Source organism: Aestuariibaculum lutulentum, from assembly GCF_032926325.1.
GTDB lineage: Bacteria > Bacteroidota > Bacteroidia > Flavobacteriales > Flavobacteriaceae > Aestuariibaculum > Aestuariibaculum lutulentum.
The window spans coordinates 1,921,021-1,935,632 of record NZ_CP136709.1 but is presented as its reverse complement, the minus strand read 5'-3'; the positions used below and the strand labels follow the sequence as shown (position 1 = coordinate 1,935,632).

The window sequence follows — 14,612 nt, the reverse complement described above, 5'->3', positions numbered from 1 at the left end:
ACCAACGGTAATACGCTTCGTTATCTATCCATAAGGTCCTAATAAGTAAGTATAGAACTGGGTAGAATTTAGCACCTTCTTTACAGGTAAAGGGTTGCTAAGGCTTCAAAGGGTCTAATCCCTCCACCTTTCTTGATAACATTTCAATAAGTGTTTGAACTTTGTGAATGCAAATATTCAATTAGAAAAAGTAAAAAACCTAATTTTTTTATATAAATTTTTCAAAAATTTTCAATTTACACTTAAAACTAACCCTCTTTACGATTAAAACGCATCTCGTAAAACTTATTCTTAATGACTAAATCGATTGGTCGGTTTTGAATTTTAGATTCCAGCCAGGAAATAATATCTAAATATAAAAACGCCCGACTTTGGTGAGGATCGTTTTCATACTGTTTCAGTTTTTTATGAAGTTTGATAAATTCGTTCTTCACTTCATGCGGATAAATATCGCCTAAACCACGTAAAAATTTAATGAACTCCTTTTGAACTTCATACAAATCTTCCATTTTAATAAGGAATTTATAGGTACTTCTTATTAGGGTGTCGAGATTATAATCCATTCCGGCTTCGTAATGTGCGACCAAATTCAAAATTCTTGAAAAACACAATAAATCTTCACGCATTTGAAGGGATTTATTACTTATGATTTTCTCCAAATAGTAAATACACTTTTTGGTTTCTCCGGCACCAAAATACATACTGGCTATCTTATAATAGAATACCATAACGTGATGCTCATCAATACGATCTCTAAAATCTTTAAGTTTTTCCAAAACTTCTTCAACCAAAGGCAAACCTTCTTTAAAAGTCCCTTCAATAAAATGAAGATTAAATTTATTGTTATAGATATATAGGAAGGTTAACCCATCAACGTTATCATCTCTCGTAAACCACTTTTCCTGAGTGACATTCTCTAAACGAATAAGTGTTTCTTTAAACTTCTCATAATGTCTCAGGTAAAACAAAGCTTCTAACAAATAATGATTTCCGCGTAAGAAGAACACCGGATTTAAAATCATCATATCCCTGTTCTCATAAAACAAATCGACCCACTTAGTCGCGTATTTATAACTCGCCAAAAAATCTAAGGTTAAAAAACTATACCAAAGGTTTGCTTTATATAACCAAAGTTTTTCTCTAAACCCAAGTTTATTAATATCATACTTAGGCATGCGGGCATTATAATATTTAATAATACGCGTGCTTTCCTTGGCATTTTTTACATAACCAGTTTTTAGAAATTGCCCATACAACTGAAGTGAAAGATTTGAAAGTTTACTAGCAATAACATTTTGCTGACTTAATTCCTTCGCCTGAATGGCCAACTCGTCGGCTCGGTTATTTAAACTTCGAGTGATGTATTGTGACTCAATGATTTTCTCAAACTCTACAATTTCGTAAGCCACATTCTTTTCCTCATTTGCAATCGCCAGATTCTTGGCCTTATCTAATATTTTCAAACTTTGTTTATAAAGTCCTTTATGATAGAGTATGGTTGCAAAATCTAACTGTTCCCGAATTTGAATTCTAATGGTTTGATGCGACGGGTTTAAACGAAGACTTATAAGAATCTGCTTATATAAATGGGCCTTTAAATTAGATAACTGTTCTTTTTTTACAACTCCCTTTTTTAAGATGGTTGCTTCGTCGTAAGCCGGTAACTTTTCAAGAATATTAAAAAGAGTTAAAAATTTTGAATCTTCATTCACACCTAACCTCCCTACATAGAGCTTAAACTGGCGCTTTTCTGACTTTGAAAGCGATTTTACCAATACAAACAAATTATCTTTTTGTTCTTTTGTCATAGTTCTAAAAACAGTTTTAAAATACTGATTTACAATATTTTAACTAAACAGCTACACAGTTAAACATCGTAAAAAAAAATCGACCAATTATCCATTTACAAAACCAAAGTATACATTCGTAAATCAAAATGAAAATTTATTTTACTAAATGACTAATACGAACGTCCAAATTTTTGACACAACGCTTCGCGATGGAGAGCAAGTCCCAGGCTGCAAATTAAATACCGAACAAAAATTAATCATAGCTGAACAGCTCGATAATTTAGGTGTTGATATTATTGAGGCTGGTTTTCCTGTATCAAGCCCTGGCGATTTCAAATCGGTAGAAGCCATTTCTAAAATTGTAAAAAACGCTACAGTTTGTGGTTTAACACGCTCGGTTGAAAACGATATTAAAGTAGCGGCCGATGCGCTAAAATATGCTAAAAAACCTAGAATTCATACTGGTATCGGAACTTCTGATTCACATATTAAATTTAAATTTAAATCGAATCAAGATGATATTATAGAACGCGCTGTTAAAGCCGTTAAATATGCTAAATCTTTTGTTGAAGATGTTGAGTTTTACGCTGAAGATGCAGGGAGAACAGACAACGCTTACTTAGCACGTGTGTGTGAGGAAGTGATAAAAGCAGGTGCTACGGTTTTAAATATTCCAGATACAACAGGATATTGTTTACCAAGCGAGTATGGTGCAAAAATTAAATATTTAAAAGAAAACGTAAAAGGTATCGATAAAGCCATTTTATCTTGTCACTGCCACAACGATTTAGGCTTAGCAACAGCTAACTCTATTGAAGGTGTTATAAACGGTGCAAGACAAATTGAATGTACTATTAATGGTATTGGTGAGCGTGCTGGAAATACAGCTTTAGAAGAAGTTGTTATGATATTAAAGCAACATCCTTATTTAAACCTTGATACGAATATTAAAACCGAAATGCTATACGGTTTAAGCCATTTAGTTTCAGATAATATGGGTATTTACACGCAGCCAAACAAAGCTATTGTAGGTGCAAATGCCTTTGCTCACAGTTCAGGTATTCACCAGGATGGTGTGATTAAAAATCGTGAAACTTACGAAATTATAGACCCTAAAGATGTAGGAGTTACAGAATCGGCTATCGTTCTTACTGCAAGAAGTGGTAGAGCAGCTTTAGCCTATAGAGCAAAAAATGTTGGATACGAATTAACAAAGCTTCAATTAGATGAAATCTATCAGAACTTTTTAGATTTTGCAGATAAGAAAAAAGAAGTTGAAGATGATGACATCCACTATATTATAGAACACAGCAGATTATACAAAGAGATTGTCTCTGCTTAAAAACACGTAGCTTATGAAATTAAATATAGCTGTTTTACCTGGTGATGGTGCCGGTCCGGAAGTTACAGCTCAAGCCGTAAAGGTCTTGAAAGCTATTGCTATGGAATTTAACCATGTATTTAATTTTACCGAAGGTTTGGTCGGTGCAACTGCCATGCAAAAAACCGGCATCCCACTACCAGAAGAAACCTTAGATCTATGTGAGAACGCAGACGCCGTTTTATTCGGCGCTATTGGAAACACATCTTACGATTTAGACCCTAATGCTAAAGTAAGACCCGAGCAAGGTCTTTTAGGATTACGAAAATCGTTAGGTTTATATACCAATATCAGACCCGTGATTGCTTACGAAGAATTATTAAATAAATCGTCGCTTAAGAAAAGGCAAATTAAGGATACCAATATTCTTATTTACCGCGAGCTTACCGGTGGCATTTATTTTGGTGAAAAGTTTTTAAGTGATGATGGAAACAAAGCCTCGGACATTTGCGAATACAACCGCTTTGAAGTTGAGCGTATAACGCATTTAGCCTTTAAAGCCGCACAGTCCAGAAAACGTAAATTAGCATTGGTTGACAAAGCCAATGTGTTGGAAAGTTCGCGTTTATGGCGTAGAATAGTACAAGAGCTAGCCCCACAATACCCAGATGTAACCGTAGACTATCTTTTTATTGATAATGCCGCCATGGAGCTTATTATCAACCCAAGACAGTTTGATGTTATTTTAACCGAAAACATGTTTGGCGATATTTTATCGGAAGAAGCCAGCGTTATCGTGGGATCAATAGGATTATTAGCTTCAGCCTCCATTGGAGATAAACATGCCATGTTTGAACCAATTCACGGTGCGTATACAAAAGGTGCTAATAAAGGCATTGCTAATCCTATTGCCTCTATTTTATCGGCAGCCATGTTGCTAGAACATTTTGGACTAGATGATGAAGCAGCATTGGTTCGTGAAGGTGTAGACAAATCTATTAAACTACACATTACAACGCCCGATTTAAACACGAAATACGATCATATAACCACAACTAAGGTAGGAGACTTCATCGAGGATTTTATTAATAATCCTGATGAAACCAATCTAAACTTTACCAACATACATTTAGGGCAGTCCACAATCATTTGATTACTTTGAGTTAGTCACCAAAATTAAAATTATTGTAGTCCTTAAAAGCGCATAGTCTCCTATGCGCTTTTTTAATTTTATGCGCCAACCAAAAATCTCGAATAGCGTTTAAAAATTTTTTTAGATAAATAAACCGTAAGCAAACTTAAACCCACAGAATAAACCAGCAACAAAACGGTTCCTGAAATAATATTTAACGGCTCTATTTCATTAAATAACAACACCGATTTAAACAATGACAGAGAACTAAATAATATAAACCCATGTAAAAAATAAATAGCAAATGAATCTCTCGCTACTACATTAAGCCATTTTATTTGCCTGTATTCAAACTTCTTAAACACTAATAAGATTAAAACCGTAAAGCATAGCTTCTGAACGTAAAACAACGATTCTTTTAAAGAAACTTTTCCAAAATAATCCAACTGATTATTATACAAATAAAACAAGCTTAAAGTGCTTAAAATTGCTATTGCAAGAATCTGAAACTTATATGCTTTCAACTTGCCAAGTGTTTCATTTATATCGCTTCCCAACCACATGCCAAAAGCATAGGCTCCGGTAAAATACAGCATCGTTTCAAGCTTTAAAATATACTCATGAGCCATTTGAATTCTTGAAATTACAAGCGGCATCAAAACAATTAACAAGAATAATCCTTTTGTAAAATTACTTTTGTTTTGGAGCCAATCTAAAACCGGAGTAACTAAATACAGAAACACTAAAACAGGAATGTACCACATCACAAAATTGGCTTTCCCGTAAATTAAATTCCGAAAAGTTGTGCTAAGGTAAAATCCAAAATTCTCAAAAAAGCCTTCATGACTTTTAAACCTGATTTTAAGAAACGTAAAAATCAAGGTTAGAAAAATATAAGGCACAATAATGAACTTAAGCTTACTTACATAAAAACGCTTAAATCCTTTTGGTTTTAAAACACTGCTAAAAAGCAATCCCGAAATAATCGCAAAATAAATGGTGCTATCATGATAAAACACCTCGCTAATCATGACTAACAAATAGGATTCGTCGAAAACACCTCGTGCCCCTATAGTAGCAGCAGCAACAGCGTGACCAAATACGATAATTAAAATGGCCAAACCACGAAAACTATGCACATAACTTAAAAACGCAGACTCCTTGCTAGCCATAACCTTTGAATTAACATAAACAATATACGAAGCTTTTAAGCTTAACAGACAGCCTCCATAAAATAAAAAATCACATTAAAAAGCGATTAACTCTCTAATGTGATTTCATTTTTCATTGACCTAAAGGTTAGTTTATTCAGGAAACTTATCTCGAATTTTATCTAAACATAAGTTGTGAATACTACCTTCGTGTGTGTGTTTTTTTGAGGTATCCGGCACATAAGTTCCATCCTGAACTTGTCCACCAATTTTTTGATATGCCTCTCTAAAGGTTTGCCCTTCCACAACCAAGGTATTAATATTATCAACCGTAAATAAGTATTTATATTTTTCGTCGTTGATATCAATATCTTTTACAATAACTTGTTGAATAGAGAAATTGAAAATATCCAGAATATCTTTAATTTCTTCAAAAGCTGCAATCATATTTTCTTTTAACAACTGAAAATCACGATGATAACCACTTGGTAAATTATTAGTAATTAAAACCATTTCGGTTTGTAAAGCCTGAATTTTGTTACACTTACCACGAATCAATTCGAATACATCCGGATTCTTTTTATGTGGCATAATACTACTTCCGGTAGTTAACTCGTCTGGAAAAGAAACAAACCCGAAATTCTGACTCATATACAAACAAGTATCCATCGCGAAACGTGCCATGGTATTGGCTAAACTTCCTAAGGCTGCCGAAATAGTTCGTTCGTTTTTACCACGCCCCATCTGCGCTGCTACCACGTTGTATTTTAACGTCGCAAATTCCATTTCTTTGGTGGTAAATTCACGATCGATTGGAAATGAACTCCCGTAACCCGCAGCCGATCCTAACGGATTTTGATCTACCGTTTTTATGGCTGCATCAATTAAAAAGACATCGTCAATCATTTGCTCGGCATAGGCTGAAAACCATAACCCGAAAGACGATGGCATAGCCACTTGCAAATGTGTGTAACCCGGTAAAACTTTATCTTTATAAACCTCAGCCTGACTTAACAGCGTTTCAAAAAGCGTTTTCACTTTTTCTCTTACTAGACCTAAATTTTCCTTATAATATAAATGGCAAGCTACTAAAACCTGATCGTTTCTTGAGCGTGCGGTATGAATCTTTTTACCGACATCGCCTAAATTGGCTGTTAGTTCGTATTCAATTTTAGAATGTACATCTTCAAACTGAGCATCGATAACAAATTCTCCTGCTTCAATTTCATTCGCCAAAAGGTCTAAACCTCCAAGTAATTGCTCTAATTCAATAGTGGTTAAAATACCAATCTTATGAAGCATTTTGGCGTGTGCTTTCGATGCAATAACATCGTATTTTGCAATATGAATATCAATTTCCCTGTCGTTACCAACAGTAAATTGCTCTATTTTTTTATCGATTGATATACCTTTATCCCAAAGTTTCATTCTATCTCTGTTTATTTGTTTATTCGTTGATTTGTTTAAACGATTACCCGATTTAACAATTCAATATAAATATCTATGCCTTCTTCAATTTCATTCAGATAAATAAATTCATCTGCGGAATGTGAGCGCGTGCTGTCTCCTGGTCCTAATTTTAAGGACGGACAGCTTAACACCGCCTGATCTGATAATGTTGGCGACCCGTATGTTGTTCTTCCCATAGCAACACCTTCCTGAACTAAAGGGTGCTCTACCGGTATACAAGAAGAATTTAAGCGCAGACTTCTTGGTTTAATGCTTGTACAAGGCGATTGTGTTTGTAAAATTTCGGCGATTTCAGCATTACTGTAGGCATCATTAACACGAACATCAATTACCAAATCGACGTGACCTGGCACCACATTATGTTGCGACCCAGCATTAACCTGAGTAACCGTAAGTTTTACATCACCTAAAGCTTCAGACGTCTTTTCAAACTTAAAATCTTTAAACCATTGTAAAACTTCAATGGTATTATAAATTGAATTGTTGTCATTTGGATGCGCGGCGTGGCTCGGCGTTCCAGCCACAACAGCATCGAATACAACTAAGCCTTTTTCGGCCACCGCTAAATTCATTAAAGTCGGTTCTCCTACAATAGCCACATCTATTTTCGGGATGATAGGTAGCATACTGTTTAGTCCGTTTGGCCCGCTACTTTCCTCTTCCGCGGAAGCGACAATGACTAAATTATATTTTAAATCTTCTGTACTGTAAAAATAGGTGAAGGTTGCAATTAACGACACCAAACAACCTCCTGCATCGTTACTTCCTAATCCGTATAATTTACCGTCTTCAACAATGGCTTTAAACGGATCTTTGGTGTAAGCACTGTTAGGCTTTACCGTATCGTGATGTGAGTTTAATAGTAAGGTTGGTTTGCTCTCATCGAAATATTTATTAACTGCCCAAACGTTATTTTGGGTGCGCTTGCAATCTATATTATATCGCTTAAACCAATCTTCAATAAGCAATGCGGTCTGATCTTCCTCTGAAGAGAAAGACTGTGTTTCTATTAATTGTTTTAATAGATTTATTGCATCGTTTTTTAATTCTACTTCCGTCATTTTATAATGTTATGGCTGTAAAATTATCATTTTCCTGTGTCAACATCGAGGTATTTCCCATATTTATAGTTGCAACGCCATTATTAAGTGCATCGAAACAGTTTTCTAATTTTGGCAGCATACCATCGGCAATAATACCTTGCTCTAATAATTCACCATATAACTTGGTGTCTATGTGTTTAATAACAGAATTCTTATCGTTGATATCTTCTAAAACACCATTCAATTCAAAACAATAGTAAATAGATGTCTCGTATAATGCGCTCATTCCAATTGCTATTTGCGAAGTAATGGTATCGGCATTAGTGTTTAACAACTGTCCCTTACCATCGTGGGTAATGGCGCAAAAAACAGGTGTAAAATTAGCTTCAATTAATTTATTAACTGAATGATAAGCCACCGATTTTACATCGCCCACAAATCCGAAATCGACCTCTTTTACGGGGCGTTTATCTGAAGTAATACTGTTGGCATCGGCTCCGGTTAATCCAATAGCATCAATACTTAAAGCCTGTAGCTGGGCTACAATATTTTTGTTGACCAAACCACCATAAACCATGGTTATCACCTCTAATGTTTCGGCATCGGTAATACGACGACCGTTAACCATTTGCGATTCTATACCCAGTTTTGAAGCGATATGTGTCGCGCGTTTTCCGCCTCCATGCACTAAAATTTTCTTTCCTTCTAATCCTGAAAACAATTTTAAAAAGTCAGCTAAAGCGGAAGCATCTTCAATTATGTTTCCTCCTATTTTTACTATGGATAGTTTTTCTTTAGGCATTTTCCAATATTTTCTTTAATACTAATTGCGCTGCATAGGTTCTGTTATTGGCCTGCTGAATAACGATTGAACTATCGCTATCTAAAACAGCATCTTCAACAATAACATTGCGCCTAACCGGTAAACAGTGCATAAATTTAGCATCACCAATTTTATCTTTAGTAATCATCCAACTAGGGTCGGTATTAATTACTTTTCCGTAGTCTTCGTAACTACTCCAGTTTTTCACATACACAAAATCGGCATCTTTTAGAGCTTCTTCCTGATTGTGAATTACAGGGGTATCGCCAACAATGTCCGGACTTAAATTATACCCTTCTGGATTTGTAATTACAAAATCGACATCCATTTTCTGCATGGCCTGAGTAAAACTATTAGCTACCGCATGCGGCAAGGCTTTTATATGAGGCGCCCAGCTTAACACGACTTTTGGTCTGTCTTTTTTCTTGTATTCTGAAATGGTTATCGCATCGGTTAACGCTTGTAGCGGGTGGCCCGTAGCACTTTCCATATTAACTAAAGGTACAGAGGCATACTTTTTAAAAGCATTTAGAACTTCTTCACTTTCATCCTTAGTCTTATCGGTTAATGTTGGAAACGCTCTAACGGCAATAACATCGCAATATTGAGAAACCACGGCAGCAGCTTCCTTAATATGCTCGGCTGTATTTCCATTCATAACAGTTCCATCTCCAAACTCAATACCCCAGGCATCTCCGGAAACATTCATTACAATAGGATTCATCCCTAAGTTTAAGGCTGCTTTTTGAGTGCTTAACCGCGTACGCAAACTTGAATTAAAGAACAATAACCCAAGGGTTTTATTGCGTCCTAATTCAAGATGTTTTAACGGATCTTGTTTTAACTCTTTAGCTTCCTCAATCCAGGAATTGATGTCATCGATATCATGTATGGAGGTGTAATATTTCATCTGTATAGTTCTTTAGTTTTTTATTTAATCTTGGTAAACGGCACTTTGTTTTCGAAAGCATTCAGCATAAAACGATCTTCCAGTCCGTTAACAATCCAAGTCTCAATATTTGCTTTTTTGGCTACGGTGGCAGCTTCTATTTTTGATTGCATGCCTCCGCTTCCGTGTGATGATTTTGAATTAACAACTTCACTTTGTAAAGCTTCAAAATCTTCAACCAGTTCTATGGTTTTTGGCGTGCCATTTTCCATAGATTCTTTGGTATAAATACCGTTAGTATTCGTTGCTATAATGAATAAATCGGCATCTAAAAGCGATGCCGTTAAAGCACCTAGTTTATCGTTATCGCCAAATTTAATTTCATCGGTTGCAACCGTATCATTTTCATTAATGATGGGAATATAATTATTATTTACCAACACATTAATAGTATTAACAATGTTAGTTCTACTTTCTTCCTTTTCGAAATCGGAATACGATAACAAACACTGTGATGTTAACAACCCGTATTCTCTGAAAATCTCCTGATATATTCTTATTAAGTGCGGCTGACCGATAGATGCCAAAGCCTGTTTTACAAAAACATCCTTTTGCTTACTTTCCAGTTTCACAAATTGTTTAGCCACGGCAATGGCTCCCGAACTTACAATAACAAATTCGCAGGTATCTTTTAACTGGGCTATCTGACTTGCCAAATCCTCGATTTTTCCTCTGGAAATATTATCGGTTTCTTTAGTTAGCGTATTTGAACCAACCTTTAATAATATGCGTTTCTTTTTCATTCTACCGTATTTGTCCGTTACCGTAAACATACCATTTATTGGTTACCAAATGCTGTAAACCTATCGGACCACGTTGATGTAATTTATCTGTGCTAATGGCCAATTCTCCTCCAAGTCCTAACTGACCACCATCGGTAAAACGGGTTGATGCATTGTGGTAAACCGCTGCAGTATCTACATTTTCCATAAATACTTTCGCTTCATCCTCATTAGTTGTGATAATTGAAGATGAATGCCCTCCGGAATATTTATTAATCATCGCAATAGCATCCTGTGTTGAACCGATTTCAGCGATAGCGATTTTAAAATCTAAAAATTCTTGGTACCAGATATCGTCAGATTCTATAGCTTCAACACCTTCATATTTCGCTATGTTTTCATCACCTAAAATCTGAACATCAAAATTCTTTAATTCTGAAATTAATGTATTTATAAAGCTTTTCTTATTCGGAAGATTAGCATCAATTAACACTTTATCAAGTGCATTACACGCCGAAATTTTAGCTGTTTTAGCATTGATAATCACTTTTAATGCAATATCCAAATCGGCTTTTTTATGCACATACACAAAGTTATTTCCTCGTCCACTAATAATTACCGGACAGGTAGCATGCTGCTTTACAAAAGCGATTAAACGTTCACCGCCACGTGGCACAATTAAATCGACTTTTTGTGTTGGATTTTCTAAAAACGCCTGTGTTTCGGTTCTGTTGAATTGTAAATATTCTACCCATTGAGTCGACGCGCCATTAGCTTTTAAAGCCTCATGCCACAAATCAACAATTTTTAAATTAGAATCGGTAGATTCCTTTCCACCTTTAAGTAAAATTTTGTTCCCCGATTTAAAGGCAATTCCCGCTGCTTCAACGGTAACATCCGGCCGCGATTCGTAAATAATCAGCACCGTTCCGAAGGATGCTGTTTTATTATACACCTGCATGCCATTATCATGTTTGAAACTAAAACGCTCAACACCAACGGGGTCTGCCTGAGATGCCAAATGCGTTACCGAAGCAATCATTTCATCTACTTTAGCATCGTTCACTTTTAAACGATCGTACATGGAAATGTCATCACCGTCGTAAGCTTCCAGATCTCCTTTGTTTATTTTTATGAGGGCTGCTCGATCTCTTTCAAGCAATTCCGCCATGGTTAATAATACAGCGTTTCTTATTTCAATTGATAATAAGGTGTTCATTTTTTATATCCTTATGTGATTTCTCCTATCGGCGAAATGACACGTTATTTTTATACTTCAACCGCTTCTAGCTCCTTTTTTAAGGCCTTAAAAAACTGATCGATATGTTCCTTTTTAATCGTTAATGGTGGTAAAATTCTTAGTAACTTTTTATTTGAAGCACCACCAGTAAAAATATGATGATCGTAAATTAATTTCTTTCTTAAATCGCCCACTTCAAAATCGAATTCCAAACCAAGCATTAAGCCACGTCCTTTTATATTTTTTATCTGGGGAATGGTTTTAGCAACAGAAACGAAATACTCAGCCATCGCATTCACATTATCGATTAATTGTTCTTCTTCAATGGTATTTAAAACCGCCAAACCAGCTGCACATGCTAAATGATTACCACCAAAAGTGGTTCCTAACATACCGTATTTTGCTTCAATATCCGGATGAATTAAAATACCTCCAATAGGAAATCCATTACCCATACCTTTAGCAATTGAAATTACTTCCGGGGTCACATTATAATGTTGAAACGCGAAAAATTTCCCGGAACGTCCGTAACCAGACTGTACCTCATCGGCAATAAAATAGGTGTTATTCGCTTTACAAAGCGTATCAACCTGCTCGTAAAATTCGGAAGTAGCCTGATCTAATCCTCCAACACCCTGAATAAACTCTACGATAACCGCACAAACATCACCTTTTTCCAACTCGATTTTTACACCTTCAATATCGTTTAATTCAAGAATAGTTACCTCTTGCTGGGCATTGATTGGCGCTATAATACTTGGATTATCAGTTGCTGCTACAGCCGCCGAAGTACGTCCGTGAAAGCCATTTTTAAACGCCACCACTCGGGACTTTCCTGTTTTAAAAGAGGCTAACTTCAACGCGTTTTCATTGGCTTCGGCACCTGAATTACACAAAAATAAGTTGTAACCTTCACAACCAGAAAGTGCTTCCAACTTATCGGCCAATTCCACCTGGATTGGGTTTTGAATAGCATTTGAATAAAATCCTAAAGCATTCACCTGATTGGTAATCGCAGCCACATAATTAGGATGCGCATGACCAATAGAAATTACGGCATGACCACCGTAAAGGTCTAAATATTCCGTATTATTTTCGTCGTAAACGTGAATACCTTTCGCCGATACCGGCGTTACACTATATAATGGATAAACGTCAAATAATGGCATTTTAATTCTTTTTAATTTGATTAATTTTTTCGAATGAAGCTATAAGCCCCTGAATTAAGGCAGAGCTTAATCCATTATGTTCCATAGCATTCAAACCTTCTATCGTACAACCACTTGGCGTCGTTACCCGATCGATTTCCTGTTCTGGGTGTTTCCCGCTTTCAATTAATAAACTAGCTGCTCCATAACATGTTTGTGTTGCTAATTGGTGAGCTTCATGGGCTTCGAAACCTAACTGAATAGCCCCTTGTGTCGTAGCACGAACCAAGCGCATCCAAAACGCAATTCCGCTGGCGCAGATAACGGTTGCTGCCTGTATTAATTCTTCGGGAATCACCAATGTTGTCCCTAATTGATTAAAAATATCCTGTGCTAAACTCACTTTATCCTGAGCCTTATCGTTTGCCGAAATACACGTCATCGATTTACCAATAGAAATCGCTGTATTAGGCATGACACGCATGATATTTTTATCGCTTCCAATAATACTTTCAATCCTTGGGATTTCAACTCCGGCAGCCACAGAAATAACAATATGGTTTTGGGTAATCTTCCCTGAAACTTCTTCCAGAACCTTATCTATATGTTTGGGTTGTAAAGCGAAAATAACAATATCTGACTGCTCTACAGCCCACGAATTGTTGTTAGTCGTTTCAACGTTTTCAACGCCTTTAAACACCTCTAAGCTACTCGCCTTTCGGCTACTTAAATACAATGAAAAGGTGTTGTTTTTAATAAGTCCGTTTGCAATCGAACTTCCTAAATTACCGATTCCTATTACTGCTATTTTCATGTGTTGGTTAGTTCTTTTTATTAGAAATAAGTCGCTTTCAAGTTCAACCCAGTGGTTTCTTCAAGTCCGAACATTAAATTCATATTCTGAACCGCTTGTCCGGAGGCACCTTTTAATAAATTATCTATAATACTCGTAATTAATAATTTTCCGTTGTGCTTATGCAAATGAATCAAACACTTATTAGTATTAACAACTTGCTTTAAATGTAATTCATCATCGGAAACAAACGTAAATTCAGCATCCTTATAAAATTCTGTATAAAGTGCTTTTGCCTCTTCAACCGATCCTGAAAAATCGGTATAAAGCGTCGCGAAAATTCCCCTAGAAAAATTTCCTCGGTTTGGCATAAACAGAATATCTGAATCGAATCCGTTCTGTAATTGTTTCACCGATTGGTTAATCTCTCCTAAATGCTGATGGGTAAACGGTTTATAATACGAAAAGTTATTATCTCGCCACGCATAATGCGAGGTTGCAGACAGCGACGTTCCTGCTCCTGTAGCTCCGGTTACCGCATTAATGTGAACATCTTCATTTAACAATCCGGCATTCGCCAATGGTAACAAACCTAATTGAATAGCGGTTGCAAAACATCCTGGATTTGCAATGTAATTCGCGTTCTTTATAGTTTCTCTTTGTAATTCAGGCAGCCCGTAAACAAAGGTTTTTCCATTAAAAACTTTATCGTCTTCTAATCTGAAATCGTTTCCTAAATCGATGATTTTTGTGTTTTGAGAAAAGCTGTTTTCCGATAAGAATTTAACCGAATTACCATGCCCAAGACACAAAAACAACACGTCAACATCCGGATTTACCGTATCGGTAAACTCCAAATCCAGAGAACCCACAAGATCCTGATGAATTTTACTTATTTTATTTCCTGCGTTAGATGTACTGTATACAAAGTTAAGTTCTGCTTGTGGATGGTTGATTAGTAATCTAACCAACTCACCGGCAGTATACCCTGCACCACCAATAATTCCAACTTGAATATTTTTCATTTTTA

General features: G+C 36.0%; 13 protein-coding genes and 1 riboswitch. Of the genes, 2 read left to right on the top strand and 11 right to left on the bottom strand.

Features of this window, described 5'->3' with window-relative positions; genetic code table 11:
- Window positions 1-17: 17 nt before the first annotated feature.
- Window positions 18-142: riboswitch (SAM riboswitch) on the bottom strand.
- Window positions 143-248: 106 nt separating this feature from the next.
- Window positions 249-1,808 (bottom strand): hypothetical protein, encoded by a 1,560-nt coding sequence (locus tag R1X58_RS08285; protein WP_240573651.1) that lies wholly within the window; start codon window positions 1,806-1,808, stop codon window positions 249-251.
- A gap of 148 nt (window positions 1,809-1,956) precedes the next feature.
- Between R1X58_RS08285 and R1X58_RS08280 the strand changes: the two genes are divergently transcribed.
- Complete coding sequence (locus R1X58_RS08280) at window positions 1,957-3,132, top strand: 2-isopropylmalate synthase (protein ID WP_240573652.1); 1,176 nt, start codon at window positions 1,957-1,959, stop codon at window positions 3,130-3,132.
- Window positions 3,133-3,145: 13 nt separating this feature from the next.
- Complete coding sequence (leuB, locus tag R1X58_RS08275; protein WP_240573653.1) at window positions 3,146-4,264, top strand: 3-isopropylmalate dehydrogenase; 1,119 nt, start codon at window positions 3,146-3,148, stop codon at window positions 4,262-4,264.
- A gap of 77 nt (window positions 4,265-4,341) precedes the next feature.
- On the opposite strand, the gene R1X58_RS08270 is transcribed toward leuB, so the two are convergent.
- The 10 genes from R1X58_RS08270 to argC form a co-directional block, all read right to left on the bottom strand.
- The gene (locus R1X58_RS08270; protein ID WP_240573654.1) at window positions 4,342-5,415 is read right to left on the bottom strand and encodes an acyltransferase family protein; all 1,074 of its coding nucleotides are present in this window, start codon (window positions 5,413-5,415) and stop codon (window positions 4,342-4,344) included.
- 132 nt (window positions 5,416-5,547) lie between these two features.
- A complete protein-coding gene (gene argH, locus R1X58_RS08265; protein WP_240573655.1) occupies window positions 5,548-6,822 on the bottom strand; it encodes an argininosuccinate lyase in 1,275 nt (424 codons plus the stop codon).
- A gap of 35 nt (window positions 6,823-6,857) precedes the next feature.
- Entirely contained in the window at window positions 6,858-7,925 is a 1,068-nt protein-coding gene (locus tag R1X58_RS08260; RefSeq protein WP_240573656.1) for a M20 family metallo-hydrolase, read from the bottom strand.
- A 1-nt stretch (window position 7,926) separates the two neighbouring features.
- Entirely contained in the window at window positions 7,927-8,709 is a 783-nt protein-coding gene (gene argB, locus R1X58_RS08255; protein ID WP_240573657.1) for an acetylglutamate kinase, read from the bottom strand.
- The gene (locus R1X58_RS08250) at window positions 8,702-9,640 is read right to left on the bottom strand and encodes a Rossmann-fold NAD(P)-binding domain-containing protein (RefSeq protein ID WP_240573658.1); all 939 of its coding nucleotides are present in this window, start codon (window positions 9,638-9,640) and stop codon (window positions 8,702-8,704) included. The genes argB and R1X58_RS08250 overlap by 8 nt, the downstream gene beginning before the upstream one ends.
- A 20-nt stretch (window positions 9,641-9,660) precedes the next feature.
- The gene (proB, locus tag R1X58_RS08245; protein WP_240573659.1) at window positions 9,661-10,422 is read right to left on the bottom strand and encodes a glutamate 5-kinase; all 762 of its coding nucleotides are present in this window, start codon (window positions 10,420-10,422) and stop codon (window positions 9,661-9,663) included.
- Between the two features lies 1 nt (window position 10,423).
- Window positions 10,424-11,620 carry a glutamate-5-semialdehyde dehydrogenase gene (locus tag R1X58_RS08240; protein WP_240573660.1) on the bottom strand — a complete coding sequence of 399 codons (1,197 nt, stop codon included), beginning with the start codon at window positions 11,618-11,620 and terminating at the stop codon, window positions 10,424-10,426.
- Window positions 11,621-11,670: 50 nt separating this feature from the next.
- Window positions 11,671-12,810, bottom strand: coding sequence for an aspartate aminotransferase family protein (locus tag R1X58_RS08235; RefSeq protein WP_240573661.1), 1,140 nt, complete (start codon window positions 12,808-12,810; stop codon window positions 11,671-11,673).
- 1 nt (window position 12,811) lies between these two features.
- The gene (gene proC, locus R1X58_RS08230; protein ID WP_240573662.1) at window positions 12,812-13,603 is read right to left on the bottom strand and encodes a pyrroline-5-carboxylate reductase; all 792 of its coding nucleotides are present in this window, start codon (window positions 13,601-13,603) and stop codon (window positions 12,812-12,814) included.
- A 20-nt stretch (window positions 13,604-13,623) separates the two neighbouring features.
- On the bottom strand, window positions 13,624-14,607 hold the full coding sequence (gene argC, locus R1X58_RS08225) for an N-acetyl-gamma-glutamyl-phosphate reductase (RefSeq protein WP_240573663.1): 984 nt from the start codon (window positions 14,605-14,607) through the stop codon (window positions 13,624-13,626).
- Window positions 14,608-14,612: the final 5 nt, after the last annotated feature.